29 protein-coding genes are annotated in these 26,066 nt (G+C 63.2%); 20 read left to right on the forward strand and 9 right to left on the reverse strand.

Annotation, left to right across the window (positions count from 1 at the left end; all coding sequences use genetic code 11):
- Window positions 1-45: 45 nt before the first annotated feature.
- Genes ACK4E3_RS04470 through ACK4E3_RS04515 form a run of 10 tightly spaced genes read left to right on the forward strand, consistent with a single transcriptional unit; the run spans window position 46 to window position 7,445 of the window.
- Complete coding sequence (locus ACK4E3_RS04470) at window positions 46-1,770, forward strand: terminase large subunit (RefSeq protein WP_409696941.1); 1,725 nt, start codon at window positions 46-48, stop codon at window positions 1,768-1,770.
- Complete coding sequence (locus ACK4E3_RS04475; protein ID WP_409696944.1) at window positions 1,767-3,008, forward strand: phage portal protein; 1,242 nt, start codon at window positions 1,767-1,769, stop codon at window positions 3,006-3,008. Before ACK4E3_RS04470 ends, ACK4E3_RS04475 begins: the two co-directional genes overlap by 4 nt.
- Entirely contained in the window at window positions 3,005-3,631 is a 627-nt protein-coding gene (locus ACK4E3_RS04480) for an HK97 family phage prohead protease (RefSeq protein ID WP_409696947.1), read from the forward strand. Before ACK4E3_RS04475 ends, ACK4E3_RS04480 begins: the two co-directional genes overlap by 4 nt.
- A 24-nt stretch (window positions 3,632-3,655) precedes the next feature.
- Entirely contained in the window at window positions 3,656-4,885 is a 1,230-nt protein-coding gene (locus tag ACK4E3_RS04485) for a phage major capsid protein (RefSeq protein WP_409696950.1), read from the forward strand.
- A gap of 56 nt (window positions 4,886-4,941) precedes the next feature.
- Window positions 4,942-5,121 (forward strand): hypothetical protein, encoded by a 180-nt coding sequence (locus ACK4E3_RS04490; protein WP_409696953.1) that lies wholly within the window; start codon window positions 4,942-4,944, stop codon window positions 5,119-5,121.
- Window positions 5,118-5,654: a hypothetical protein gene (locus ACK4E3_RS04495; protein ID WP_409696956.1), complete on the forward strand. Its 537-nt coding sequence runs from the start codon at window positions 5,118-5,120 to the stop codon at window positions 5,652-5,654. The genes ACK4E3_RS04490 and ACK4E3_RS04495 overlap by 4 nt, the downstream gene beginning before the upstream one ends.
- The gene (locus tag ACK4E3_RS04500) at window positions 5,645-5,992 is read left to right on the forward strand and encodes a phage head closure protein (protein WP_409696959.1); all 348 of its coding nucleotides are present in this window, start codon (window positions 5,645-5,647) and stop codon (window positions 5,990-5,992) included. The genes ACK4E3_RS04495 and ACK4E3_RS04500 overlap by 10 nt, the downstream gene beginning before the upstream one ends.
- Window positions 5,989-6,552: an HK97-gp10 family putative phage morphogenesis protein gene (locus ACK4E3_RS04505; protein ID WP_409696962.1), complete on the forward strand. Its 564-nt coding sequence runs from the start codon at window positions 5,989-5,991 to the stop codon at window positions 6,550-6,552. The genes ACK4E3_RS04500 and ACK4E3_RS04505 overlap by 4 nt, the downstream gene beginning before the upstream one ends.
- The gene (locus ACK4E3_RS04510; RefSeq protein WP_409696965.1) at window positions 6,549-6,953 is read left to right on the forward strand and encodes a DUF3168 domain-containing protein; all 405 of its coding nucleotides are present in this window, start codon (window positions 6,549-6,551) and stop codon (window positions 6,951-6,953) included. Before ACK4E3_RS04505 ends, ACK4E3_RS04510 begins: the two co-directional genes overlap by 4 nt.
- A gap of 30 nt (window positions 6,954-6,983) precedes the next feature.
- A complete protein-coding gene (locus ACK4E3_RS04515; RefSeq protein WP_409696967.1) occupies window positions 6,984-7,445 on the forward strand; it encodes a hypothetical protein in 462 nt (153 codons plus the stop codon).
- A 30-nt stretch (window positions 7,446-7,475) separates the two neighbouring features.
- Here the strand turns inward: ACK4E3_RS04515 and ACK4E3_RS04520 are convergent, their stop codons facing one another.
- Complete coding sequence (locus ACK4E3_RS04520) at window positions 7,476-8,012, reverse strand: hypothetical protein (RefSeq protein WP_409696970.1); 537 nt, start codon at window positions 8,010-8,012, stop codon at window positions 7,476-7,478.
- Here ACK4E3_RS04520 and ACK4E3_RS04525 point away from each other — a divergent pair.
- The 4 genes from ACK4E3_RS04525 (at window position 8,011) to ACK4E3_RS04540 (ending at window position 13,911) form a co-directional block, all read left to right on the forward strand.
- Complete coding sequence (locus ACK4E3_RS04525) at window positions 8,011-8,427, forward strand: hypothetical protein (protein ID WP_409696973.1); 417 nt, start codon at window positions 8,011-8,013, stop codon at window positions 8,425-8,427. The genes ACK4E3_RS04520 and ACK4E3_RS04525 overlap by 2 nt on opposite strands.
- A 104-nt stretch (window positions 8,428-8,531) precedes the next feature.
- Window positions 8,532-8,882 (forward strand): hypothetical protein, encoded by a 351-nt coding sequence (locus tag ACK4E3_RS04530; protein WP_409696975.1) that lies wholly within the window; start codon window positions 8,532-8,534, stop codon window positions 8,880-8,882.
- Complete coding sequence (locus tag ACK4E3_RS04535; protein ID WP_409696978.1) at window positions 8,879-13,021, forward strand: phage tail length tape measure family protein; 4,143 nt, start codon at window positions 8,879-8,881, stop codon at window positions 13,019-13,021. The genes ACK4E3_RS04530 and ACK4E3_RS04535 overlap by 4 nt, the downstream gene beginning before the upstream one ends.
- Window positions 13,018-13,911: a hypothetical protein gene (locus tag ACK4E3_RS04540; protein ID WP_409696981.1), complete on the forward strand. Its 894-nt coding sequence runs from the start codon at window positions 13,018-13,020 to the stop codon at window positions 13,909-13,911. The genes ACK4E3_RS04535 and ACK4E3_RS04540 overlap by 4 nt, the downstream gene beginning before the upstream one ends.
- 1 nt (window position 13,912) lies before the next feature.
- On the opposite strand, the gene ACK4E3_RS04545 is transcribed toward ACK4E3_RS04540, so the two are convergent.
- Together ACK4E3_RS04545 and ACK4E3_RS04550 are read right to left on the reverse strand one after the other, a co-directional pair.
- Entirely contained in the window at window positions 13,913-14,335 is a 423-nt protein-coding gene (locus ACK4E3_RS04545; RefSeq protein WP_409696984.1) for a type II toxin-antitoxin system VapC family toxin, read from the reverse strand.
- Window positions 14,332-14,610, reverse strand: a complete 279-nt coding sequence (locus tag ACK4E3_RS04550) for a hypothetical protein (protein WP_409696987.1) — start codon at window positions 14,608-14,610, stop codon at window positions 14,332-14,334. The genes ACK4E3_RS04545 and ACK4E3_RS04550 overlap by 4 nt, the downstream gene beginning before the upstream one ends.
- A 109-nt stretch (window positions 14,611-14,719) precedes the next feature.
- On the opposite strand from ACK4E3_RS04550, the gene ACK4E3_RS04555 reads away from it, so the two are divergent.
- The 6 genes from ACK4E3_RS04555 (at window position 14,720) to ACK4E3_RS04580 (ending at window position 18,361) form a co-directional block, all read left to right on the forward strand.
- Window positions 14,720-15,820, forward strand: coding sequence for a hypothetical protein (locus tag ACK4E3_RS04555; protein WP_409696990.1), 1,101 nt, complete (start codon window positions 14,720-14,722; stop codon window positions 15,818-15,820).
- A complete protein-coding gene (locus tag ACK4E3_RS04560; protein ID WP_409696993.1) occupies window positions 15,820-16,728 on the forward strand; it encodes a hypothetical protein in 909 nt (302 codons plus the stop codon). Before ACK4E3_RS04555 ends, ACK4E3_RS04560 begins: the two co-directional genes overlap by 1 nt.
- A gap of 13 nt (window positions 16,729-16,741) precedes the next feature.
- On the forward strand, window positions 16,742-17,323 hold the full coding sequence (locus tag ACK4E3_RS04565) for a hypothetical protein (protein ID WP_409696996.1): 582 nt from the start codon (window positions 16,742-16,744) through the stop codon (window positions 17,321-17,323).
- Entirely contained in the window at window positions 17,323-17,547 is a 225-nt protein-coding gene (locus tag ACK4E3_RS04570) for a hypothetical protein (protein WP_409696998.1), read from the forward strand. The genes ACK4E3_RS04565 and ACK4E3_RS04570 overlap by 1 nt, the downstream gene beginning before the upstream one ends.
- Before the next feature lie 17 nt (window positions 17,548-17,564).
- On the forward strand, window positions 17,565-18,101 hold the full coding sequence (locus ACK4E3_RS04575; RefSeq protein ID WP_409697001.1) for a TIGR02594 family protein: 537 nt from the start codon (window positions 17,565-17,567) through the stop codon (window positions 18,099-18,101).
- 65 nt (window positions 18,102-18,166) lie between these two features.
- Entirely contained in the window at window positions 18,167-18,361 is a 195-nt protein-coding gene (locus tag ACK4E3_RS04580; RefSeq protein WP_409697004.1) for a hypothetical protein, read from the forward strand.
- Between the two features lie 150 nt (window positions 18,362-18,511).
- Here the strand turns inward: ACK4E3_RS04580 and ACK4E3_RS04585 are convergent, their stop codons facing one another.
- Genes ACK4E3_RS04585 through ACK4E3_RS04610 form a run of 6 tightly spaced genes read right to left on the reverse strand, consistent with a single transcriptional unit; the run spans window position 18,512 to window position 25,894 of the window.
- Complete coding sequence (locus ACK4E3_RS04585; RefSeq protein WP_409697007.1) at window positions 18,512-18,991, reverse strand: hypothetical protein; 480 nt, start codon at window positions 18,989-18,991, stop codon at window positions 18,512-18,514.
- On the reverse strand, window positions 18,988-19,707 hold the full coding sequence (locus tag ACK4E3_RS04590) for a DUF3800 domain-containing protein (RefSeq protein ID WP_145071963.1): 720 nt from the start codon (window positions 19,705-19,707) through the stop codon (window positions 18,988-18,990). Before ACK4E3_RS04590 ends, ACK4E3_RS04585 begins: the two co-directional genes overlap by 4 nt.
- The gene (locus ACK4E3_RS04595; RefSeq protein WP_409697010.1) at window positions 19,704-20,894 is read right to left on the reverse strand and encodes a GIY-YIG nuclease family protein; all 1,191 of its coding nucleotides are present in this window, start codon (window positions 20,892-20,894) and stop codon (window positions 19,704-19,706) included. The genes ACK4E3_RS04590 and ACK4E3_RS04595 overlap by 4 nt, the downstream gene beginning before the upstream one ends.
- The gene (locus ACK4E3_RS04600) at window positions 20,887-22,959 is read right to left on the reverse strand and encodes a DEAD/DEAH box helicase (RefSeq protein ID WP_409697013.1); all 2,073 of its coding nucleotides are present in this window, start codon (window positions 22,957-22,959) and stop codon (window positions 20,887-20,889) included. The genes ACK4E3_RS04595 and ACK4E3_RS04600 overlap by 8 nt, the downstream gene beginning before the upstream one ends.
- Window positions 22,956-25,724: a class I SAM-dependent DNA methyltransferase gene (locus ACK4E3_RS04605; protein WP_409697016.1), complete on the reverse strand. Its 2,769-nt coding sequence runs from the start codon at window positions 25,722-25,724 to the stop codon at window positions 22,956-22,958. Before ACK4E3_RS04605 ends, ACK4E3_RS04600 begins: the two co-directional genes overlap by 4 nt.
- A complete protein-coding gene (locus ACK4E3_RS04610; protein ID WP_145071959.1) occupies window positions 25,721-25,894 on the reverse strand; it encodes a type II toxin-antitoxin system Phd/YefM family antitoxin in 174 nt (57 codons plus the stop codon). The genes ACK4E3_RS04605 and ACK4E3_RS04610 overlap by 4 nt, the downstream gene beginning before the upstream one ends.
- Window positions 25,895-26,066: the final 172 nt, after the last annotated feature.

Here is a 26,066-nt window from a genome sequence, read left to right on the forward strand (position 1 = left end):
TACGCCCGCGCGGTTGTTGCGGGCTGGATTGTTGCCGGGCCGCACGTGCGCAATGCCTGTCGCCGACATCTCGACGACCTCAAGCGCACCGACGGGATCCGGTTCGATCCTGTGGCTGCCAATCATGCCTTCGGGTTCTTCGAGGAGGTGCTGAAGCTTTCCGAAGGCCAGTTCGAGGGCCAGCCCTTCCGGCTGGAGCCGAGCCAGGCCTTCATCATCGGCAGCCTGTTCGGCTGGAAACGCGCCGATGGCCGCCGACGCTTCCGCAGGGCCTACATCGAACAAGGCAAAGGCAACGGCAAGTCGCCGGTCGCGGGTGGAATCGGCCTGTTCGGCATGACGGCGGCCGGTGAAGCCGGCGCTCAGATCTATGCGGCTGCCGCCAAGCGCGAACAGGCCGGCATCCTCTTTGCTGATGCGGTGAAGATGGTCCGCCAGTCGCCCGCTCTGGCGCGGCGGCTGGAGTTCTCGGGCGGTCCTGGCCGTGAATTCAACATTGCGCACCATGGATCGGGCTCGTTCTTCCGCCCGGTGTCGCGCGATACCGGCAAGACCGGCTCGGGACCGCGGCCCTATTTCGTGCTGGCCGATGAGATCCACGAGCTGCCAGACCGCTCGATCATCGAGATGCTGGAACGCGGCTTCAAGTTCCGGCGCGAACCGCTGCTGTTCATGATCACCAACTCGGGCTCCGACCGCAATTCGGTGGCTTGGGAAGAGCATGAGCACGCGGTGAAAGTCGCCGCCGGCAACATTGATGCGCTGACCGACCCGACCTATCTCGGCGAAGTACTCGACGACACAACGTTCAGCTACGTCTGCGCGCTCGACGACGGCGATGATCCGCTCAATGATCCGGCCTGCTGGATCAAGGCCAACCCGCTGCTCGGCGTCACCATAACGGAGGAATATCTCACCGAGGTCGTGGCGCAGGCCCGGGCCATTCCGGGCCAGCTGAACGGCATCCTGCGGCTGCATTTCTGCGTCTGGACCGACGCTGAGACTGCCTGGATGACCCGGGCGACGCTGGAACCGCTGCTTGCCGATTTCGAGCCGAAGCCCGGCGCCAAGGTCTGGCTCGGGCTCGATCTCAGCCAGAACCGGGACATCACTGCGCTCGCCGCCGTGCAGCGAACTGGTGAGAAGGACGGCAAACCCTGCTTCGATGCCTGGGTCGAGGCCTGGACGCCCGGCGACACGCTTGCCGCGCGCACCCTGCGTGACAAGCAGCCCTACGACGTCTGGGTACGCCAAGGATTCCTGCAGGCGCCGCAGGGCGAGAACATCAATTTCCGGCACGTTGCCCAGGCACTGGCCGAATACGACCGCGATTACGACGTCCAGATGGTCGCCTACGACCGCTACGCCTTCCGGCGGCTGGAAGAGGATATTGCCGAATTCGGCCTCGACATGGAGTTCGTCGAGCATCCACAGGGCGGGACCAAGCGCGGCAAGCCGACCGATGCCATGAAACTGGCCGCCAAAAGTCAGGATCGCGAACCGCAGGGCCTGTGGATGCCGGGATCGGTCCGCCAGCTTGAAGAGATGATGCTCGAGGGCCGGATCCGGCTCAAACGCAACCCGGTGCTGGTCTCGGCCATCATGTCGGCGGTGATCGAGACCGACCGCTGGGACAATTACTGGCTCTCCAAGCAGAGGGCCCTGAACAAGATCGACGCAGCCGTCGCGCTGTGCATGGCAGTGGGGGCGGCGATGTCCAGTGACACCGGCGGCACGATCGACGACTGGCTGAAGAGCCTGCTGCCATGAACCTGCTGCAAAAGGCGGTCAGCTACCTGGCCCGCTCGATCGGCCTCACCGACCCGTTCCTATACCGGGAGATGGGCGCGCGCCCGAGCACCAGCGGCGAAATCGTCAGCACCACCTCCGTCCTGGGGCTGGCGGCGGCCTGGGCCTGCGTCAACCTGCTGGCCGGAACCATCGCTTCGCTCCCGCTCATGGTCTACCGGACGAAAGGCGGCGCACGGACCGTGGCGGACGACCATCCGCTCTACCGGATCCTGCATGACAGCCCGAATGCCGACCAGACCGCCCTCGATTTCTGGGAGTTCATCTGTGCCAGCGTCGAGCTGCACGGCAATGCCTATGCCGAGGTGATCCGGGCCGGGAATGGCCGGGTGATCGCGCTGGGCGTGCCGATCAACCCGGAGCTGATGGCCGTGCGCCGCCGGGATGACGGGGCGCTGGAATATGAGTGGGTCGACCAAGGCGTCCGCCATGTCGTCGGCCAAACCCATGTGCTGCATATTCGTGGCTTCGGCGGCAATCCGCTGGGCGGTCTCTCGACGCTGAGCGCCGGCCGTCAGTCCTTCGGGCTGGCCCAGGCCATCGAGCGGGCCTCGGGCGACACCTTCCGCAACGGGGTGCGGCCTTCGGGCCTGCTGAAGACGGCCGATACGCTGACGATCGACCAGCGCCGGCTGGCCGAGGAGCTGCTGCAGGAGAAGTTTGCCGGCGCGATCAATGCTGGTCGGCCGATGCTGCTCGACCGGGGCATGGACTGGGTCCAGCTCTCGATCAGCCCGGAAGACGCCCAGATGCTGCAGAGCCGGGCCTTCTCAGTCGAGGAGGTCTGCCGGTTCTTCGGGGTGCCGCCGTTCATGGTTGGCCACACCGAGAAGACCACAAGCTGGGGCACCGGCCTCGAGCAGCAGACGCTGGGGTTCCAGAAGTTCACGCTGCGCCGGCGCCTGAAGCGCATTGAACAGGCGCTGGAAAAGCAGCTGCTGTCGGTCGCCGATCGGCTGGCCGGCATCACCATCGAGTTCAACCTGGAAGGCCTGCTGCGCGGTGACAGTGCGGCCCGGGCCTCCTTCTACCAGCAGATGCTGACCAATGGCGTCATGACCATCAACGAGGTCCGTGCCCTCGAGAACCTGCCGCCGGTCGAAGGCGGCGATGTGCCCCGCATGCAGATGCAGAACGTGCCGATCACGCAGGCTGGCCTTGCGCCGCCGGTGACGCCGGGACCAGGAGAACCCAATTGAACGAACTCGACTTCACCCTCGACGCCAAGGCGCTCGATGATGACGGCCACATCGAGGGCCTGGCCGCCGGCTACGGCAATCTCGACCATGGCGGCGACGTCATCCTGCCAGGTGCAATTTCCCGGTCGATTTCCGGCCGCAAGTCGGTGCCTATGCTCATGTATCACGACCAGAAGCGCCCGGCCGGCGTCTGGACCGAATTCCACGAGACGGCTGACGGTCTGCTCGTCAAAGGCCGCTTCTCGATGTCGACCACCACCGGGCGCGAGGCCCATGGGCTGGTCAAGGATGGCGCCATCGGCGGCCTGTCGATCGGCTATCGCGCGATCCGGGACCGGATGGTCGGCAAGGCCCGCCACCTCGTCGAGGTCGCGCTCCACGAGGTCAGCCTCGTCACCATTCCGATGAACGAGAAGGCGCTGATCACCAGCGTCAAATCGCTGATCGCGGCCGGCCAGATGCCGAGCCTTTCCCAATTTGAGGATTTCCTGCGCGAGGCAGGGTTCTCGAAAAGCCAGGCCACCGCAATCGCGGGCAAAGGCCTGGCACCGCTGCTCCGGAGTGAGTCCGGCAGTGACCCGTCCGAGTTTCTGGCGGCGCTCGCCGCGCAGGCTCGCACCTGACACCCGCTTTTCACGGAGCATCCCATGACTGAACCCAAGACCGCCGAGCAGTTGGCGCAAGAAGTGAAAGCCGCGTTCGACGCCAAGGTCGACCAGGTCAAAGCCATCGCCGACGAGGCGCTCGGCAAGGCCGCCAAGGGCGAAGACCTGTCCGCTGCTACCAAGCAGCTGGCAGACGAAGCCCTGGTCGGCATGAACGAGGCCAAGGCCCGGCTCGACGAGCTCGAGCAGAAGATCGCCCGCAAGGGGCCGGATGACCAGAGCGCCCACCAGTCGATCGGGCAGCAGGTCGTCGCGTCCGAGGAGATCAAGTCTTTCCTCGAATCCAAGGTCTCGCGCGGCCGCGCCAGTGTCGAGGTTAAGGCGATCATCTCGGGCCTGACCACCGATGCCATGGGCTCGGCCGGCGACCTGATCGTCCCCGACCGGCTGCCGGGCATGATTGTTCCCGGCCAGCGCCGCCTGACGGTCCGCGATCTGCTGACCCCGGGCCGCACCGCCAGCACCTCGGTCCAGTACGTCAAGGAGACCGGCTTCACCAATGCGGCGGCAACGGTGGCGGAAACGACCGGTGCGCTGAAGCCGCAGTCCGACATCAAGTTCGACATCGCGACCAGCAGCGTCACCACCATCGCCCACTGGGTTCTGGCAACCCGCCAGATCCTCGACGATGTGCCGATGCTCCAGTCCTATATCGATGGTCGCCTGCGCTACGGCCTGGCATTGGTCGAGGAAAACCAGCTGCTGAACGGGGCTGGCACCGGCACGGACCTGAACGGCATTTATACGCAGGCGACCGCTTACACCGCGCCGATTACCATCCCGGCACCGGTGACCCGGATCGACGTGCTGCGCCTTGCGGTGCTGAAGTCGGCGCTGGCGGAACTGCCGACGACGGGCGCAGTGCTGCACCCCTCCGACTGGGCCAGCATCGAACTGCTCAAGGAAACGACCGGCAGCTACCTCATCGGCAATCCGCAGGGCGGCCTTGCGCCGACGCTGTGGGGCATGCCGATCGTGGCCACCCAGGCGATTGCGCAAGGAGCATTCCTGACCGGTGCGTTCCAGCTGGGCGCGCAGATCTTCGATCGCTGGGATGCCCGGGTCGAGATCTCGACCGAGGATGACCAGAACTTCCGCAAGAACCTGGTCACGCTCCTTGCCGAAGAGCGTCTCGCGCTCGCGGTCTACCGCCCGGAAGCCTTCGTGAAGGGCGCATTCGCCGCAGCCATCACGGCCTCCACTGCACCCTAATCTGGATGGGGCCGGCTGAACGGTCGGCCTCATTCGTTCTTTTGGGAGACAGCACCATGCTGATGAAAGCCCTCGATACGCTGCATGTCAGCGCGGTCGGTCCTGATATCATCCTGGCCGGGCAGACCTTCGAGATCGCGGACAATGACGGCGAAATCCTTCGCCAGCGCGGCTTGGCCGAGCCGGTCGACGAACAGCCTGACGCGCAAAAGCCCGCCCGGACCCGCACGAAATGATCACGGTCGTCACCGCACCAACCATACGCGCGGTGACACTGGAAGAAGCGCGCCAACAGCTACGCCTCGATGCCCATGACGAGGACATGCTGCTGGCTGTCCATCTTGATGCAGCCCAGGCAGAGCTTGAACGGCTCGCGGATTTGCGACTGTGTCCGCAGACGCTCGCCATGACGCTGGATGCATGGCCTGATGAAATCACCGTGCCGGTCCGGCCGGTGACGATTGCGGCCATAACCTGCACTGCCGCCGGCGGTGCGACGGTCACATTGCCCGAGGGCGACTATATCGCCCGGGTGCAGCACGGGTTCATGCGGATCCGGCCCAATGCCGGCACATCATGGCCCACGCTGGCACCCGACGGCCAGATCACCATCACCCTGTCGGCCGGATTTGCCGAGGGACACCCGGACCTGGCGATCGCCCGGGCTGCGATCCTCGTGAAGACCGCCTCCCTGTTCGAAAATCGCGAGGGGGCGACTTGTCTGGCCTTCGACACCCTCGCGGGCCAGCTGGCCGCGCGATGGGTCTAGCCTCCAGGCTCGACACCCGGATCCGGATCGAGCGGAAGATCGTAACCCCTGATCCCCTTTACGGGACGGAGACCGTCACCTGGGTGGAATTCGCCACGGTCTGGGCCGAGGTGCAGGACGTCCTGCCGAGCCGGGCCGAACGCCTGGCCGACAGCATTGTCATCGCCAACCGGCCTGCGCGGATCTGGATGCGCTATCTCGGCGGGATCGACCCGGACATGCGGGTGATCATCGGGACGCGCATCCTGCAGATCGTGTCTGGTCCGGCAGAAATCGGCCGCCGCGAAGGCATCGAGCTCATTGTCGAACAGCACAGCAGTGAAGGAGCCGCGCCATGACGATCCGGCTCAAGGGCGGCCCTGAACTGCTGCGCCTGCTCGACGAACTGCCCAAGAACCTCGAGCGCAACGTCATCCGCGGCGGGCTGCGTGCCGGGGCCAAGGTCATCCAGCAGCAGGCCAAGGCCAATGTCCCGGTCCGCACTGGTCAGCTCAAGAAGGCGATCGGCATTGGCACGCGCACCGCCGGCAGCCGGCTCAGTTCCTACGTCAAGCTGCGCGGGTCGGGCTCCTATCTCGGTCTGTTTATCGAATATGGCGTCGCGCCGCACCTCATCTCGGTCGCAGAGGCCGACAAGCCCGTGCGCAATACTCGCCGTGGCCCCCGCAAGGTCAGCATTGGCACGATCAACAAGATGGTGAAGCGCGGAAGCCTGAAGATCGGCGAGAACTTCGTCGGCCCGGTGATCATGCACCCCGGTCATGCCGCCAAGCCATTCCTGCGCCCGGCGCTCGACCAGAAGGCCGAGGAAGCCGTCAACGCCATGGGCGCTTACATCGCCCACCGCGTCCAGATCGGGAACCTGAAGGCGCCCAGCCTCGAGGTCGATGACGAATGAACGGGGTGATTGCGGTCCGTGTCCTCCTGGTGGCTGACACCGGGGTGACGGCACTCGTCCCTGCGGTGCGGATTGTCGCTGGAATGCTGGCGCAGGGCACCTCGCTCCCGGCGATCTCACTCATGTCGGTCAGCAGCACCGACCGCAATATCGCCGCCCCGGGTCCGAACCGTAGGGTGAGCGAGCGGGTGCAGGTCACGGTGCTCGCCGCCAGCTATTCGGCCGCCAAGGCCATTATCCGCGCGGTCCGGGCAGCAGCAGCCGACCGCATGCCCGCAATCGACGGGCTCACCGACGTGACCGTCCACACCGACTCCGCCGGTCCTGATTTCCTCGACGAGGAAACCGGCATCCACATGCAAAGCCAAGATTTCCGCGTCTCATTCAATGAGGCGCGCTGAGGCCTCACCAACAATCAAGGAACCACTGCCATGACCGTTCGGACTTCCGCCGGCACCACGTTGAAGGTGTCGGCCTCTACCCCTACGACCTTCGATCCCACCGGCTACAATGCGCTGACCATGACGCTGGTCGGCGAGGTGTCGGACCTCGGCGAGTTCGGCCGGGAATACAATCTCGTCACCTTCAATCCGGTCGGCAGCCGCGGCGTCGTCAAGAAGAAGGGCAGCTTCAACCAGGGCACCATGACCATCCAGCTCGGTCTCGATACCGACGATGCTGGCCAGATCCTGCTGAAATCGGCCTCAACCTCGGACAGCGATCACAGCTTCCTCGTGACCACCCAGAACGGCGACAAGTACTATTTCCAGGCGCAGGTGATGAGCTTCAAGGTGAACGTCGGCTCGGTCGACCAGATCACCACCGCCACCGTGACGCTGGAACTGACGACCAATTCCGCCGGTGTCGGCGTGGTCGAGGTGCTTGCGCCGTGATGGGTCAGAGACCGTCAGCGTCCCGTATCATCACCTGATGAGACCAAGGCAGCTGTCAAGATTGCCGCCGCCGCGCCTGCCTTGTGCGGTCGAGGGGAGATTACCGGGTGCAATGGTTGCCGTACGGTTGTCTGTTGCTGGAGACGGGCAAGCTTCGATAGATGCTTCTGTCGCAGGGCCTTGACCGCCGACATTACCACTCTGTTGCAAGCCCGCATTGACTCTCTCGCCGAAGGTGGCCTGTTGGGTCTGCTTGGGGACAGTGGTGCCCGGCTCGCCGCCATCGGGCTGAGGCGTGTTTGCCGATCGCGCCACGCCGCCAGCGCCGACGACGTAGCCGCGGTTGTTCTTCTGATCGGGCTCCGCATGGGCTGCAAGTGGAGCGGCGGTCACGGCCATCATCGCTGCAAGTCCAAGAATGCGCATCGCATGCATCGCTTCGTCTCCCATTGTCGAATCGCTCAGGCGAACGCGGCGATATTCGGCAAAATCTCCTGAACGGACCATGACCGGACGCCGTTCGGTCCAGTTACGACCTGATTTCAAGAAGGAAAGGATGGCTTTCATGTTTGACATTACCAAGCTTGCCGCGACCGAAACCTCGACCGTCGAACTGGTCGGCGGCGATGACGCCCCGCTCTACGACGACAAGGGCCAGCGCCTCTCAATCACCGTCTATGGCCCGGGCACCAAGGTCTATCAGCGTGCCCAGGCCCGCCAGCAGAACCTGCTGGTCGACAAGATCAAGAAGCGGGGAAAGATGGACCAGACGGCCGAGGAGAAGCTCGCCGAACAGGCCGAGTTCCTCGCGGCCTGCACGGTCAGCTTCAACCATTTCACCTATCCGCCGGCCGAAGGGCTGGAAGGCGCTGCCCTGTTCCGCAAGGCCTATGAGGACCCCTCGATCGGCTTCATCGCGGCCCAGGTTGCAGCGCACATCAATGACTGGGCAAATTTTACGACGAGCTCGGCCGCGAGCTGAGCCTTTACGTCCGGCAGCTGGCCTGGCTCGGCACCGCGCCGAAGCCGCGTCAGTCTGCGGCCAAGACACCGGAAGATCCCGACCCGCAGACACGCCTCCAGCGCTTGGGCGTCGACGGCATCGTCCCCGACATGCCGCCGATCCGTACGCCATGGATCATCGACACCCTGATGGACATCGGCGCATCCGAGCCCGGCGCCATGGGCCCGGCGCCGCTGTCATGGGCGACCATCGCCCACTGGCAGGTCTGCATGGGCGTTGACCTTGCACCTTGGCTCTGCCGGCTACTCCGCCGGCTGTCGGTCGAGTTCGTCGCCGAAAGCCAGAATGCGCACGAACCCGATTGCCCGGCGCCCTGGACTGCCGTCACTGACGGCACCAATCGCCCCACTATATCCCGCAAGGTCACCCAAGCCTTCCGCGCGCTGATCAACTCGAAGGAGGATGCCCCATGAAAGCCGGCACCCTCGAGATCGAGATGATCACCAACATCGCCCGTCTCCAGAAGGAGATGGCCGACATGAAGCGGACCGTGGGCGGCACGATGAATGATATCGCCGCGACCGCCGGTCGCGCAGACCGGGCCATCGAGGCAGTCGGGACGCGCGGCATCACCCGGATGGGCGGTTCGGCAAAGCTTGCCGGGCACCAGATGCAGAACCTCGTCTACCAGCTGAACGACATGGTGGTGAGCCTGGCTTCGGGCCAGAAGCCGATGACCGTGTTCATGCAGCAGGGTTCGCAGATCGGGCAGATCGCGATGCAGGCCGGCGTCGGCATCGGCGGCATGGCCCGGGCGGTGTTGGGGCTTGCCGCCAGTGCAGCGGCTGCCGCGCTCACCAACCCGTATCTGCTGGCAGCAGCGGCTGCGGCCGGGATCGCCTTCGGCGCATTCAAGATGTTCCAGTCGAGCGTCAAGCAGTCGGGCGAACTCGACCGCTATGCCCAGAGCCTTGGCCTCACCGCCAAGGAGATGGAGAAGCTGGGCCCGGTCGGCGTGACTGCCGGCGACGTCATGCGCGGGCTGTGGCGCACGATCAGCGACGGGCTCAACCTCGGCCCGGTCTTCTCCAGCCTCAAGGACTGGGCCGTCTGGGCGTTCCAGAAGGTGCTCGAGGTCGGCAAGATCAGCATTGCGGTGATCTATGCCGGTTGGGTCGGCGGGTTCAGTGCTATCCGCACCGTCTGGCAGGCGCTGCCAGGGGTGATCGGCGAAGCTGCCGTGGGCGCTGCCAACCTCGCCATCAGCGGAATCGAGTATCTCGCCAACAAGGCCATCGCCGCGCTCAACTGGCTGGCCCGCTGGGTCAATCCGGTGCTCGACCGGGTCGGCCTTGCCACCATCAGCAGACTTGAAACGGTCGCCCTGCCGCGCATGGAAAACAGCTTTGCCGGCTCGACCGCCCGCATGGGCGCGACGGTGCGCGATGAGTTCACCTCGGCCTTTGGCTATGCCATGGGCATGATGGATGCGTTCTCGGCACAGTGGCGGGAGAACACCCTGCAGGCGGCCCGCGATCGGCTCGCTGCCGACGCTGCCGGCATCCGCGCTGATCGTTCGGACCGGGCGGGCCGCGCCGGAACTGGCCGCAACAGCCGCAAAGAAAGCGAAGCCGAGCGCGCCCTGCAGGCTGCGCAGGAATTCGCCGCCAACCTTGCGCTGGAAACCGCGAAGATCGGGAAGACGCCGATCGAGATCAAGCGGATGGAAGTCGCCATGGCGGCGCTGAAAGCCCCGACCGACGAAGCGCGTATCGCCATTCTCGAAGCCGGTGAAGCCTGGGAACAGGCCACCCGCGCGTTCGCCACGTCCGAGTTCCTGCGCCAGACCGTCGCTCCGCTCGAACTGCAGGTCTCGTTGCTGGGCCAGTCGGCGCGCGCACAGGCGCTTGCCAACCTCGAGGCCGAGCGCGAACAGATCGTGCTGGAACGCGGGGTCGAGGCCTGGGAACGCTATCGGGCCGCGCGCACCCAGCTGATCGAGCATGATTTTGGCCTGAAAGAACAGGAGCAGTATCTCGATACGCTCCAGGAAATGGCCGACCAGACCCAGACTGCGGCGCAGGGCATGGCCGAAGCCTTCGGCAGTGTTGGCGGTGCCATCGGGGCAGTCGCAGCCGAGTTTGCCCGCTATGCCGCCGACCAGGAGGCCGCCACTCGGCGCATCGCCGAGGCCGAGCGCGAATATGGTCGGTCTTCGTTCCAGTATGCCGCTGCGCGAGCCGCGCGAGGCTTGGCCGAGATCAACCACTACGGCAATCTCGCCAGCGCGGCGAAGAGCTTCTTCAAGGCGGGCTCGAAGGGATTCCAGGCGCTGGAAGCGGCCGAGAAGGCCTTCCGGGCCTATGAGCTCGCCGTCGCGATCAAGAATGCTGCGGTAAAGATCGGGCTAATCGGCGCGCAGACGACCGCCAAGGTCGCCTCGGACACCGCCATGGCTGCGTCCGATACGGCGCGCGCCGGTGTCGAACAGGGCAACGCGATCATCACCACCGGCATCAAGGCTGTGGAGGCCGTCGTGAATGCGATCCGTTCGCTGCCGTTTCCGCTCAACATTGCGGCCGGCGCGGTCACGGCCGGGGTGATCGCCTCGCTCGGTGTCGCGATCGGCGGGGCCTTTGGCGGCGGTGGACCCAAACCCGAAGCTGCCAATGAAGGCACGGGCACGGTGTTCGGGGATGGGGAAGCCGTCTCGACAAGCATCGCCAAGGCCATCGATCATCTGGGCGAGGTCGACACGCTGACCATGCGCTATTCGGCGGCCATGCTGGCGTCGCTGCGCAGCATCGAGGCCAATATCGGCGGGCTCACCAATCTCATCATCCGCACCAACGGCGCCGAGGATCTCGCTGCCGGTGTGCAGACCGGGTTCAAGCCGACCGGGGTTACCGCAATCCTGGGCGGCGCTGCCAGACAAGTCGGCTCGGTCCTCGACAAGATTCCGGTGATCGGCGGCATCCTGGGCGGTGTGGTGGGCGCAGTCGGCAAGCTGATCGGATCGCTGTTCGGCACCAAGACCAGCGTCGTCGGTCAGGGCATTTATGGCGGTGCCCAGTCGCTCGGCAGCATCATGGCCGGTGGGTTCGAGGGCCAGTATTACACCGACATCCAGAAAAAGAAGAAGTTCCTCGGGATCACGACCAGCACCCGCTACAGCACGCAATATTCCGAGGCGAGCGCCGAACTGGAGCGGCAGTTCAGCCTGATCTTCACCGGCTTCTACGACGCCATCTCGGCCGCTGCCGGCCCGCTCGGCCTGTCGCTCGACGAGGTGCAGGCCCGGCTCGACAGCTTCGTCATCAACATCGGCAAGATCGACCTCAAGGGCCTGACCGGCCAGCAGATCCAGGAGAAGCTGGCAGCCGTGTTCGGCGCCGCAGCCGACAATATGGCCCGCTACGCCATTGCCGGGCTCGACCAGTTCCAGAAGGTTGGCGAAGGCTATTTCGAGACACTGATCCGGGTCGCCTCGAGCGTCGAGGCGGTCACCGGCGCCATGACCATGCTGGGCCGGTCTACCAACCTGACGATCGCGGCGTCGATGGATCTGGTCCAGCTGTTCGGCTCGGTCAGCGACATGACCGCGGCGACCGGCGAATATTTTGCGCTCTACTACACCGGCACGCAGCAGGCCGCCGCGCGCACGGCGCAGATGACCGCTGCGCTCGCCAGCATGGGGCTGGCCATGCCCGACAGTATCGCGGGCTTCCGGGCGCTCGTCGAAGCCCAGGACCTCACCACCGAGGCCGGGCGCGCGGCCTATGTCACCCTGATCCAGCTGGCCCCGGCCTTTGCGGACCTGGTGGGCGCAGCACAGGATGCGGCCAGCGCAGCCGCCATTGCTGACGAACGCGCCTCGCTCGAGCGCCGCCTGCTGGAACTGCAGGGTGATACGACGGCTCTCCGCGCGCTCGACCTTGCCCAGCTCGACGCCTCCAACCGGGCGCTGCAGCAGCAGATCTGGGCGCTCGAGGACCAGCGGCAGGCAGCCGAAGCGGCAGCCAGTGCCGCCGAGAAGCTGCGCTCGGCCTGGGCGGCGATCACCGACGCCCTGATTGCCGAGATCGAGCGGATCCGCGGCGTCATGGGCACGAAGTCGGGCAGCTACGCCGAGGCGCTGGCAAAGTTCAACAATGCCTCGATGCTGGCCCGCAGTGGTGACCAGGAGGCGGCAAAATCACTGCCGGGTCTCAGTCAGGCGTTGCTGTCGCAGGCTGCCGAAACCGCCCGGTCGGCAGAGGATCTGGCGCGGCTGCAAGGCCTGACGGCCGCCAGCCTCGAGCAGACGCTGGCGATCATCACCCAAGCTGCCGGCAGCGGCACGACCACCGACATGGCTGCGACCGGCAATCCGGAGCCCAGCTGGTGGGACCAGTTTGCGGTGGGCCAGATGGGCACGGCGACCACTCCGGCTAATGATGACCAGTCGGCGCTGCTTGATGAGCTGCGGGCTCTGCGGCAGGAAGTGGCGGACCTGCGCGGTGAACAGCGCATTGCCTCGGCCGCCATTGCCTCGGGTACGAGCAAGACCGCGCGGATCCTCGAGCGGGTGACCCCGGACGGCGACGCCCTGTGGGTGAGGACTGCGGCATGAAACTGCTGCGGCCCGTCACGATTACCGACGCCATGCTGACCAGCAGCACCGTGCCGGAAAACGACCATCCGGCATGGAGTGCCGGCACCGCCTACGTGACCGGCAACCGGGTGATCCTTGCCTCAACCCATAGGCGCTACGAGGCACTGGCGGCCTCGACCGGGGTCAACCCGGCGACCGATCCCACCAGGTGGCTCGACCTTGGTCCCACCAACCGCTGGGCCATGTTCGATGCGCGGGTCGGCACGGCCAGCACCCGGGCGGCGTCACTCCAGGCTGTGCTGGCGCCGGGTGCGGTCGATGCCGTTGCGCTGATCGACACCGATGCCGAAAGCGCCACCGTCACGCTGACCGTCGATGGCGTCACCAACTACACCAGCACGCAGAGCTTCAACCTCGGCGGCAATGCCATCGACAACTGGTTTTCGTGGTTCTTCGAGCCGATCGGCCGCAAGTCGACGCTGCTGTTCCTCGACGTGCCAGTCTACGCCAATGGCGTTGTCACCGTCACCATCGCCCGCGACAACCCGGCCGACATCGTGTCGTGCGGGTCGCTGCTGCTGGGACGTCAGCTCTCGCTGGGAGACACCGAGCACGGCGTGGACATCGGCATCATCGATTACAGCCGCAAGGAAGCCGACCAGTTCGGCGTCATCTCCGTGGTCGAGCGGGCCTTTGCCAAGCGCATGACCGCAAGGGTCGTCATGCCGACCGATGCGGTCGATGACATTCATCGCAACCTTGCCGCGCTCCGCGCCACGCCGGTCTTGTGGATCGGCTCCGAGACCTTCGAGAGCCTGACCGTCTTCGGCTTTTACAAGGAATTCTCGATCGACCTTGCCTACCCGACGGTCAGCTACTGCAGCCTGACCATCGAGGGGCTGACATAGGTCAGCAGCCGGTTGCCGTGAACGGATTGAGGAGAGCGACTCCGAGGCCAGCCACATCCGCTTCGTTACGGGTGACCAGAACCAGGCCGTTCACCTTGGCGGTTGCGGCAAGCAGGCCGTCAATAACCGAGACCGGCCGGATGGCATTCATGCGTCCCCATTCCTCGGCAACCGCGATGTCAATCCCGAGGATCCGGTTGCCGAAGCCAGTGACGACTGCTTCCAGCCAGGCTTCAAGGGCTGCGGCCCGTGCGGGATCGCTACGCCGGGCCAGTTCCACACCCTTGCGGATCTCGCCGAGGACCAGGGCGCTCAGCCAGAGCTCGTGCTCGCCGACGCCGCTCCACCAGGCGGCAACTGCCGGATTGCAGCGGTCGGCCTTGCGGATCTCGGAAATGACATTGGTATCGATGAGGTAACTCAAAGGCTGATCTCGCGCCCGGCATCATGTGGTCGGTCGAGCACGATTCTATCGAACGGTGCCGCGGCCAGCAGGTCCTTGAGGCCCCTGTTGTGCACTCCACCGATCTTCTCGCGAAGCAGGTTGCGCACTTGCGTCTCACGCACCGGATCGCCGAGCGCAGAAGCCACCTCCCGCACAAGGGGCACGTCATCCTTGCGGACCTGCACCTCGACGCGGACAAAACCCTGTTTCTGTCGGCGCTTGCGCCACGCGGTGACCGGCGATGCGTCTGTCATGTCTCTGGCTCCAGTTATTACCGGAAAAGCTTACCGGAAATGATCAGTGCCAGCAAGACCGCCTGTTTCATCTCCTCCGGCCAGGTCACCATCCGCCAAGGATCATGCCATGCCAATTACAGCTCTGCCGACGCCGCCGTCCCGGACGGATGCGGCGAACTTCAACGTGCGCGCCGAAGCCTTTCTCGGCGCGCTGCCGACGTTCGTCACCCAGGCCAATGCGCTCGCGACCGAGACCAATGGCTATGCCACGAACGCGGCGGCCAGTGCTGCCACCGCCATCAACGCGCCCGGCACCAATGCCACCAGCACGACCAGCCTTGCCATTGGCACCGGCTCGAAGTCGCTGACGGTCCAGACCGGCAAGGCCTTTGTCGTCGGCCAATGGGTGACGATTACCAGCACGGCATCGCCAGCCAACTGGATGCACGGCCAGATCACGGCCTACACCAGCGGGACCGGCGCGCTCGTCGTCAATGTCAGCATGACCGGCGGCAGCGGTACGATCGCTGCCTGGACGGTGGCGCTGGCCGCGCCTTCGCAAGGGTCGAATGCCCTGCTGGCCACCGGCAGCTATGCGGATCCCAGCTGGCTGACCTCGCTGGCGGCCGCGAAGCTTACCGGAACCATCGATGTGGCGAGTGGCGGCACCGGCGCGACCACGGCAGCCGGCGCGCGCACCAACCTTGGTCTTGCCATCGGTACCGACGTCCAGGCGTATAATGTGACGCTGACCTCCTGGGCCGGCAAAGCCGTGCCTTCTGGGGTGGTGGTCGGTACGACCGATACGCAGACCCTCACGGGCAAGACGCTGACCAGTCCGACGATAAATGGCGGCACCTTCAATGCGGCCTCGACCGTCAGCGACAGCGGCACGATTGCGACCGGCAGCGTCGGCTTCCGGGGCGTGCCCCAGAACAGCAGGACCGCTGCCTATACCCTGGTGCTGACCGACAATGGCAAGCACATCAGCATCACCACCGGCGGGATCGTCATCCCGGCCAATGCTTCGGTCGCGTTCCCGATTGGGGCAACGATCGCCATCTACAATGACAGCGCCGCGGCCCAGACGATTGCGATCACCACCGACACGCTGCGCCAGGCTGGCACGGCCAATACCGGCAGCCGCACCCTCGATGGCTATGGCCTCGTGACCCTGGTCAAGGTCGCGGCGACCACCTGGGTCATCACCGGGGCGGGTCTCAACTGATGGCCGGCGTGCTCATGACCCTGCTGGGCGCTGGCAGCGGCGGGCAGCAGGTCGCGCTGCCGGTGAATTATTACCAGTGGGCCGACAAATACAGCGCGGTCGAGCAGTACGGCGCTGACGGTGGCTACTTCTCCAACCTGTCCGGTGGGAACTTCGCGCCCGCCACCTGGCAGGGCCGCGCGATCCGCGCGCTGGTTCACAGCTCCGACTTCTACGCTGGGACCTCGACCACGCTGATCGGCATCGACGGCTACAATGCGACGCCGGCCCCGCAGCGCCTGCGCATCAATGGCACGAACTTCACCCTCGGTGCGGGCTCCGTCTCCTGGCTCACCAACGTCACCGGGATCACCTTCAGCCCTTCGCCGACCAACAACATCAACTGGACCTCGCACGGTCTGGCCGTGGGCGACCCGGTCCAGTTCTATTGCACCGGCGGCATGCCCACCGGGATCACGGCTTTCACAATATACTTCGTCCAGTCGGTGGTGAGCGCCAGCGCGTTCAAGATCGCGGCCACCCCGGGCGGCGCGGCGATCAGCTTCACCGGTTCCGGATCCGGCACCCGCTACGGCTACAAGAACCCGATCTCGTCCTACCAAGCTAACGGCGCGCTGAGCGGCAACCCGTTCGCCAGCGTGCTTCCCCGCACGGCGACCATCACCATTGCCAGCCCGGCGACGGTGACCGCGACAGGGCACGGGCTTGCCAACGGCAAACGGGTCCAGTTCACGACTAGCGGCGCGCTGCCGAGCGGCATCCTCGCCAACACCACCTACTTCGTCATCAACGCCGCGACCGACACCTTCAACCTCTCCGCCACGCAGGGGGGCGCCGCGATCGGCACCTCGAGCGGCCAGTCGGGCAGCCATGTTGTGCGCGAAGTCGTGTCGGTCACGGTCAGCTAGAAGGAAAACTGCGATGCAGGCAGATCGCCGGCCCACGGTCACCGACGAGGTGATCGCGATCAACGACGACCTCGACATCAACTACGGGGTGTTCAAAAACGGGTTCACCTTCCGCCGGGCGGCCAACTCCTGGCGGCTGTGGCCGATGCTGGAGTTCGTACCGCCCAGGCTCAACCCCACCATCGCCGAAATGGTCGATGCCGGCGTCGCCTGGACCCTGTGCGAACACGTATCGGTCGCGATCAACGGTTGGGCAGACTACGTGTTCGAGGGTCCCAAGGGACCGATTGCCCAGCGCTGGACGCCTGGCTGCCACAATGTCGAGAACGGCGGCGGCTATCTGCCAGCCGGGGAATTCACCCGGCGTTTTCATGACGATTTCACGCTGTGCTGCGTGGTTCAGAAGTTCCGGCGGACGCTCGGTGTGCAGTACCACTTCGAGGTGGTGACCGGGCCGGCCCAGCTCGAGCGCGAGGCGCTGTTCGTCCATTGCGCAACTGGCGCCCGGCAGAAGCAGACGGACTTCGATCTGCCGGCCGGGCACGCCATCAATGCGGCCCCGGGCGACATCGCCATCGTCGGGAGGCTGCGCTGATGGCTCCCAATCCGGATCGTGATCCAGCCGTGGAGATCGCACTGATCAGGGCCGGCCTCGAGGCCATGCAAGAGGACCTGAAGGCCGTCCGCAAGGAGCTGAAGGACCTGCTCGAGGCCTGGAACACCGCGACCGGCATGGTCCGGTTCGTGAAGTGGCTGTCGACCTTCGCGACCGCGCTCGCCGTGCTTTACGCCACCGTCAAAGGCCTGTCCGGCCGCTAACTTTCCGGGAGACATCCATGAAACCGCTGCCACCGGCCTATGGCTGGATCGATGACCTGCGTCCGCTGCCCAGGATGCTGGAAGAGGCCCGCAAGCTCTACGGCACCTTCGAAGTGGTCGGCCCGGCCGACAATCCCTTGATCCTGGGCTGGGCCAAGGAGACCGGGCTTGCCAAGGTCTACAATGACGACGCCATCCCGTGGTGCGGGCTGTTCATGGCCGTGGTTGCCAAGCGCGCCGGCAAGCCAGTCGTCGAGGGTCCCCTCTGGGCGCGCAACTGGGCGAAGTTCGGGAAACCCGCTGACCGGGCACAACTCGGCGACATTCTGGTGTTCCGCCGCGCGCAGGGCTCCGGTCATGTCGGGCTCTATGTCGGCGAGGACTACGGCGCGTTCCATGTGCTCGGCGGCAACCAGTCCGACGGCGTGACCATCACCCGGATCGCCCGGGACCGCTGCATTGCCATTCGTAGGCCGGTTTACCGCAAGACGCCTGCGAGCGCGAAACCGGTCCAGTTGGCCGCCAACGGTGTCCTGTCCACCAACGAGGCTTGAACCGCCACCCCCATCATCAACCCGGCCGCTCGCTATGCCAGCGGGCTTTGTTATGGAGAAACGACATGGAAGAACTGAAACCCTGGTGGGCATCCAAGGCCATCTGGACCGGCGTCATCGGCAGCCTGTGGGGCGTGGCCGCAGCGCTCGACATTTTACCCGAAGGGCTGACCCAGGCCGACGTCCTGACCGTCGTGCTGGCGTTGACCGGTATCGGGAGCGTGGTGTTCAGGAAGACAGCCAAGGCGCGGATTGGGTGATCTCAAACTGACCCTGCAACGGAGCCGATTTCGGATTTTCTTGACATCGGATCCGAAAAGTTCGATCTATCGGCTGTCTCACCTGCCATGCGTAGGAGGAGCATTCGAGGCCGCCCGGGCTAGCTTGGGCGGCTTCAGCCGTTTTAGAGCCTACGGCAGGTTGGCCCGGCGAAAGGCATCGCGCTCCTTTTGAAGCTGCCTGATCCTGCCGCTCTTGTCCGTGCAGTAGGCGGTCCGCAACAGCCAGTAATCCTGGCGCTGCGCCAAAACCACCAGATATTCCTCACGATACCACAGTAGCGTGTTGACCTCAGTACCGCGAGTATTCTGCCATTCGTCGATCTCGGCATGGCTAAGCGCATTTTCAATCATCCAACGTACCCAGCGGATACGTTCGCAACGCCGAAGATCAGGTGTGCGGTCGTCCTCCACGCGCCCTTCTTGCACCAGGTGCCAGAAAGCCGCCCATCGTCCCGCAGTTTCGGGTGAGCGACGACAATTTACCCGAGCATCCCGAAAGGTGAGACCGCCGCGCGCGATCTCATTAATGAAAATGTCGTAGAGTTCGTTCTCATAGCGAGCCCAATCGCCGCCAAAAGCGGTGAACGGGATCAAATCGGGTGGCGTCATCCAGCCGTCTCCCGCGGACGCCAGTGCAGGATGTTGAACTTGGTGGCAGCGAAGGTGGATGTGCGAGTCAGAGCATCTGGCCCAAGAGCTTCCTGAAGTCGGGCAATGATCGCAGTTTTCGCTGGACTACTCGCAAGGCCACGGTTGGCATAGGTGAGCGCCCCGATCAATAGGTCGGCCAGCTGTAGCAGTTCGCTTTCATGGCTGCGCACCTGCTGCACGCGTTCAATGGACTCCCGGCTGAAGTCGTAGAGGCTGTTGGCCAGCACATCGTGCAACTTGCGGGTCTTTGGCCCACCTCGCGTATCTTTCACGTCGAGATAAATGCGATACCGATGCGGTGCACAGAAAATCTTGCTGAGCATGGTGAAATACATTTTGTAGTACCAGTCATCATGGGACTGGTCGAAGCGCGCATGATCCAATAGCCCTTTGTCAGGGACCACCAGACCACGAAATCGGAGTCGATCATCGGCAAGGAAAAGGTCGATGAGTGCCAGATAGAAGTCTTTCTTGGCGGGTGAGACCTTCGTCCATTTTGCCTCGAAGGACGAGGCCATGCCATAGGCAGACTTTAGTGCTCGGATGTTGTCGGTGACTGCGCGGATCGCATCTGTGGGGCAATAGACTGCACCCCAGGCCATCACCGGCACGCCGTCGTGTTCGAGATGACAGCTCTCGTCGCAGTAGACGTTGTAAATCCGCGCTTCGGTCATTCTGCCTCTCCGTGGCGAACCAGCGAGGCACTTTGCGGATCGTATCGATACTCAAGAATCGACCTGTCCCGGATCCTTTTCACGGCATCGTCGATAACGTTCAGGGGTACGAGGAACCACTCACGCGGTTTGACCATGTGCCCGAACCGATCGGGGATCGAGAGGTTGATCTGCGCCGCGGAAAACACCTTGTGCAGCAGGTTTTCCAGCTTCTGGCAGTTCACGCCGTAGACCTTGTAGGTCGCAGCTACTTCAACCCCTGCCAGCAGGTAAGTCGAGCTTTTCTCGGCGCCGGCGATCCGGGTCTCAACCGCGCCGCTAGTCACGCCAATCTTGTGCATGACCTCACGGTGTTCGGCGACGACCGGATGACCGGACTTGCTGCGCAGGACATAGATCGTCCCGGTCTCGGTCTCCCCCTCTTCCGCTTGGTCCGCAAACAAAGGCCCCGGTGACGGGTCAGTAATCCTGCGCCCCGCATCATCCTCGTTGAGCTGGCGCTGGAGGGAGCGCATCAGCATTCCGCTTTCGGTGCCGTTGTCGAAGATCACCCGCAAACGGGCATCGGTCCGGCCTTGGGGGTTGGTGAATATCTCCCCCATCTCGGCAACGTAGCAAATCTGGCCGAAGACAATGAAGTACGCGCCAGGGCGGATTTCGGCCTTTAGTTCGAATGGGCGGGTTACGCGTGTGCCGTTCGCCAGTTCGTCTTTCACCTGCTTGAACAGTGGCTCGAACTTTTCAAAGTCCATGCATTTTTCACGCCGGGCGACTTCCTCGGCGGCTCGCTTTTCCTCGGCTGACCGGACATGGCGGAGCTGGGTGATGTCATCGCCTTCACCAAGCCCAGCCAGTTCAGCCATCAGGTCATCGGGATCGAGCTCTTGTGCCTCGCCGCCAGCCGCTTCAACCCGATCGAGCAAGCCATGCTTGTCGAACGACGTCAGCAAGGTCCGGCATTCGTCCAGTTCGCGCAGCCGGTCCAGCCGCACGGCATAGAGCCGTTCGAAAATATCCCGATCCTCGCCATGCACGGGCAGACGCCCATGCTCTTCATAGAAGCGTTCGATATCCTCGAACCCGGCGATGATCCGCTCTTCACGCGGGGTATAGGTTGCCTGCTTTTTCTTCGCCGGCGCGAAGTCCGCGAGTTCGCCAGCCAATTCATCAAGGTCGAGGTCACTCATAGCGGCCTTCCTCCTTGTAGCGCATGAAGGCGGCAGCACCTTCGGCCAGCCGCTGCTCCCAGGCATCGGTAGAGGTTATTGAAGGCAGGCGTCCCCGTTCCTTTTTGAAGCGAACCGCGCGCCCGGCCAGTTCCTTGGCCTCCTCGGGCGTTATCTTGGTCCGCTTTGCAGAAATCGCAGCCTGCACCTGTTTGAGCGTGTTTTCGTCCATGGCCTTGGCCAACACGGTATAGGCGGCCTGCCATGGGTTAATGCTATCGATGAGGTCGATGTCGAGCTCACGCACATCCATTGCGAACTGGCGCACCCCATCCAGCAAGGATGTATTGGCGCGGATTTCGCTATCCTCATCGCCAGCCGCTGCCATGACTAGGCCTTTGGCTTTCTGGGTGAGGTTTAGCGCCGCAATTGCATGTTGGCGCACTGCCTCCTGATCCTCGGCTGAAAGTTCGGGATACCGATCGCGAACAATTTTGCCCATCGCGACCTGTGTCAGTTCCTGCGGCGGGGTTTCTTCGTCGAACATGCCGCGCTCGGCGACCGCCTTGGTTTGAACGAAGGCGGCTATCACTTCATTCAGGTCTTCCTGTACGATCCGGCTGGCCTCGGGGCTCTTGGGCTCGATCAGCCCGGCGATCTCGAAGTGGAGCTGACCGGTTCCTTCGCGGACGCCGACATTGGCCTTACCTTCCTGATAGCCGTCCGGGCCATAATCGAAGTCTGGCAAAGGCCCCTTGTTCTTGGGGGTGAAGGTGAAGCGCGGTGCCAGCACCTGTTCCATCAGAAGGCTGGCGGCGATCGCCTTCAGCGTATCGTTGATAGCATCCGCCACTGCGGCTTCGGAGGCATCTGGCTCGGCGATCAGGTTGGTAAAGGTGGCGACCTCCTTGCCCGGTGCATCGCGGGTGGCGCGGCCGATGATCTGGATGATCTCGGTCAGGCTGGAACGATAGCCGACCGTCAGCGCGTGTTCGCACCAGATCCAATCGAACCCTTCCTTCGCCATGCCCAACGCAATGATAATGTCGACATGATCGCGGTCATTCTTGTGCGCCGGGTCCTTCAACGCCGCCAGCACCCGCGCGCGGCGGGCGGGATCGCTGTCATCGACCAGATCCGCGATCTTGAGCACTCGGCCATCGGGCTGGGCGACCAGCTCGAAACCCGTCACTGGGTCAGCCCCGGTCCATTTGCCTAGATAGTGGAGTATCTCGTTGACCTCAGTCACCTTGTCCTTCGTGCTCTCACGCGCATTGACAGACGGGATGTGGACGATCGTCTTGCGGCTTGGATCAAGACAATGCTCGATCGCTTCAAGGTAGCGGCCGGTATAGAAGAAGTAGCCGATGTTCAGCGCCTTCAGGTGATCATACCCGTTGAGCTGCTCGTAATAAGTGTAGGTGACGGTTTCGAACTTCGCCTCGTCTTCAGGCGTCAGCACGGGAGCGGCGTCGCCCCGGAAATAGCTGCCGGTCATGGCGACGATGTGGGCCTTGTCCCGCGCGATGAAGGCGGCGAGCTGCGCACCCAGACGATTGTCGGGATGAGCGGAAACGTGGTGGAACTCGTCCACCGCGATCAGGCGATCGTCAAAGGCCTCCACGCCCAGCGCCTCCACCGCAAAGCGAAAGGTCGCATGGGTGCAGACCAGCACCTTGTCGTAGCTTGCCAGGAACTGGCCAACGGCCTTGACCTTGGACGGATCTACCTTTTCCTCGTCCAGCCCCGGCGCATTGCACAGGTTCCATTGCGGCTTCACCGCCCAGTCCGCCCAGAAGCCGTATTGGCTGAGCGGTTCATCGGCAAAGCTGCCGCCGATCGACTTTTCCGGGACGACGATGATCGCCTGTTTCAGCCCCTGATTGGCTAACTTGTCGAGCGCAATGAACATCAGCGCGCGGGACTTGCCTGAGGCAGGGGGCGATTTGATCAGCAGGTACTGCTCGCCGCGCTTGTTATAGGCGCGTTCCTGCATCGGGCGCATGCCCAGCGCATTGGCCTTGGCCGAAACACCGGTACGCGCGGTCTGGAAGCTGACCGCGGGAATGGGCTTGCTAGTTGTCATGCGACTTTCCTCTTGCCCTTTGTCGGGCCAGCTTTGACCGTCATCTTTGTGTAGAGATCGAACAGTTTTTCTAGTCGTTCGGTGTCATTGCGGAACCGTCGCCCAATGTAGATGCGCTCCAGCATTTCGTCGTTACGCTCATGTGCGGCGCGCAGGTCTTCCGGCATTGTTTCCGGATCGTACAAGTCTGCGATTGTCGCCGGGAAATGCGCTTCGCGGGCGAGGAGGATGTCTTCCGCGCAGCGGGTGAGGTCTGCCTTATTTTGATCAGTTAGCGTGGGGACCGGGAAGGTATTCCAGCCGAGGGTGCTGCCATAGGAAAAGTCTGTTCGGAGCCTGACGCAAACCGTGCCAATCCAAACCAGATGCAGGCGAGACGCGATCAGTGCGATACTCCACAAAGGAGCATCATACATCGCGTAGTTTTTATCGCCGATGACGGTATCCGCGTCTGCCAAACCAACAGGCAAAAATGGACGGTTTTCTGAGCTCACCCGAGGTACGACAATCGTGTGGCTCAACCCTTTGTTCATTTCACGCATCTGATGGGGTTTTGCAGCCAGCGCTCTTGTTCCCGCGTCTGTAGAGGCAAGGCGCATTTCCCTAACCCGCGCAACGCGCCCCTCTATCTCTGAAAGGGCCATGGCTTCCTCAAGCCTTTTGTCTGGAATCCAAAGGCAGTACCTACATACGCCTCGTATGAACTCAGCCGAGCCGAAAAACTTTTTTACGAAATCTCGATATAGATTTGAGGATTGTATGACTTCGTTTGCCTCTTGGGCATCCAACAAAAGGTTGCCCCCATCATATGGCACATTGCCCAAAGTCATCTTTGGAAGTTCCGAAATGGACTTTGTGCTCTTCTGTACAAATATATTTGGCCCATCAATCAGGTAAGCGTTAATGTTGCCGCAATCTTTAATTGTCGTAAGACCCTCGTCGCTGACGGAGAAAATTCGGCGAGGCAAACTTGACGGCGCGGCGAGCCCTACGATCGCAACCGTGACTCCAGCGTTGTGGCTGGCGAGATTGGACCATTTGAAGCTAGTGTGAGCGATGTGTATCACCCGCTGTGTCGAAAAAATCAGCGGCCACAGAAGAGCAACTTGCTGGCCTTGGCAGATGCTATTCGTCGTCACAAATGCACTCGCCGAGTCTGTGTGCTGCGCGTAATCCGCGGCCTTCATGAACCAACCAGCCACGTAATCTAAGGATTTCCATTGCGGACAGCGGGCGGAGAATATCAGGCTCATATCCTCACGCTGCTCAGCGGTCTGTTTCTTGTCCCCCACGTATGGAGGGTTGCCGCAAATGTAGGTCTCTCCACCTTCGTTCTCAAAGTCGATTTCGGCCTGATCCAGCGGCGAACTGAACAGATCATTCGCCCGCACCTTTACACCGGTGCCAGTCGGTGGACAGATGCTTAGCCAGTCCAGCCGCAGGGCATTGCCGCAGGTGATCCAGTTCTGGCTGTCGAGCGGCAGAAACTCGGCCAGCGCCTCTTGCTGGCCGCGATAGAGCACGTCGCATTGGTATTCGGCAATGATCAGCGCCAGCCGGGCAATTTCGGCCGGGAAATCTCGCAGTTCGATGCCGCGAAAGTTGGTGAGCGGAATGTCGCTGCGCCGATCAGGCTCGCCACGCCGCTTGTTTATCTCTGCCTCGATCGCCCGCATTTCCTTGTAGGCGATGACCAGGAAATTGCCCGATCCGCAGGCAGGATCAAACACCCGGATCTTCGCCATGCGGTTGCGCAGGTTCAGCAGTTTGCGGCCGTTGTCGCCGGCCTCTTCCAGCTTTTCGCGCAGGTCATCGAGGAAGAGCGGGTTTAGTACTTTCAGAATGTTGGGCACGGAGGTGTAGTGCATGCCGAGCGCGCCGCGCTCTTCATCGTCGGCCACGGCCTGGATCATCGAGCCGAAGATGTCGGGGTTGATCTTCTTCCAGTTCAGGCTGCTGATGTGCAGCAGGTAGGAGCGGGCAATCTTGCTGAATCGCGGGCATTCCGTGCTGCCCGAAAACAGCTGCCCGTTCACATAGGGAAACTTCCGGGCATACGGCTTGATGCCAACCGCCTCGCGGGTCTCGGGCTTGGTGTCCATCGCCCGAAATATCTCGGCCATCACGATGTGCGTGTCGGACGAATCCCGCGCGCTCATCTGCTCGATCGTTTTGCTGAACAGCCCTTCGCCCAGGAAGATGTCGGTATCCTCGGCAAAGAAGCAAAAGATCAGCCGCGCCATGAAGTGGTTCATGTCTGCCGAGCGGCGGGCCCAGTCCGGGTTGTTCTTCAGCAGCTCGACATAGAGCTTGTTGAGCCGCCCAGTTGCTTTGATGTCGAACGAGCTTTCCCGGATCTGCTCGACCGTGGTGATCCCGGCGAGCGGCAGGAAGAAGCCGAAGTGGTCGGGAAACTCGGAATAGGCGCAGGCCACGGTGCCGCCGCCGTTCATGTCCTCGGCCAGGAAGGCCTCACCATCAGTGGCAAGGATGAACTTGGCCTTCTGCGATGTAGTTTTGGGGCTTTCGCGCAGGGCTTTCAGTGTCTCATCCACCGCGCCGGGATCGCAGGCGGCGATATGGATGTTCCCGCGCTGGAGAATTGCTCCCGGCACATCGGATTGGTTTGTGTTTCCGGCGCGCAGCCGCGCCAGCGCCGTATCCTTCTGACCGAAGGCCCGCAGGAACTGGTAAGGGAACTCGGCCTGGTCAAAGGGCTCGAGGGCAAGATTGGATACGGCTTCTTCGATCTCTACGGGATTCATTTGGAGCTCCGGGGGGCACTGTCGAGAGCCTGCAACCGCTCGAATTCCTCGAACGCCATGACGACCAACACAGGCCGATCGTACTTGGTAATGGCGACCGGCGCGGATCGCGCCTGATCAACCATTTCACCGAATTTGTTCTTTGCCTCTGCAGCCGTAAAGGTGCGCATACGAATCTCCCGCCCTGCGAAGAGATTTAGCTAATTTAGCCATCGATGCAACGCTCGGAAACGTGGGCTTTCTCAGGGCTTCGACGAGAGAGTTCGTTCGTAGACTCTCACCCACCGCCATTCACCCCGAATGACAAAAACCGGCCGCACATCGCTGCACGACCGGCCTTTG

Source organism: Brevundimonas sp. (genome assembly GCF_046299595.1).
GTDB lineage: Bacteria > Pseudomonadota > Alphaproteobacteria > Caulobacterales > Caulobacteraceae > Brevundimonas.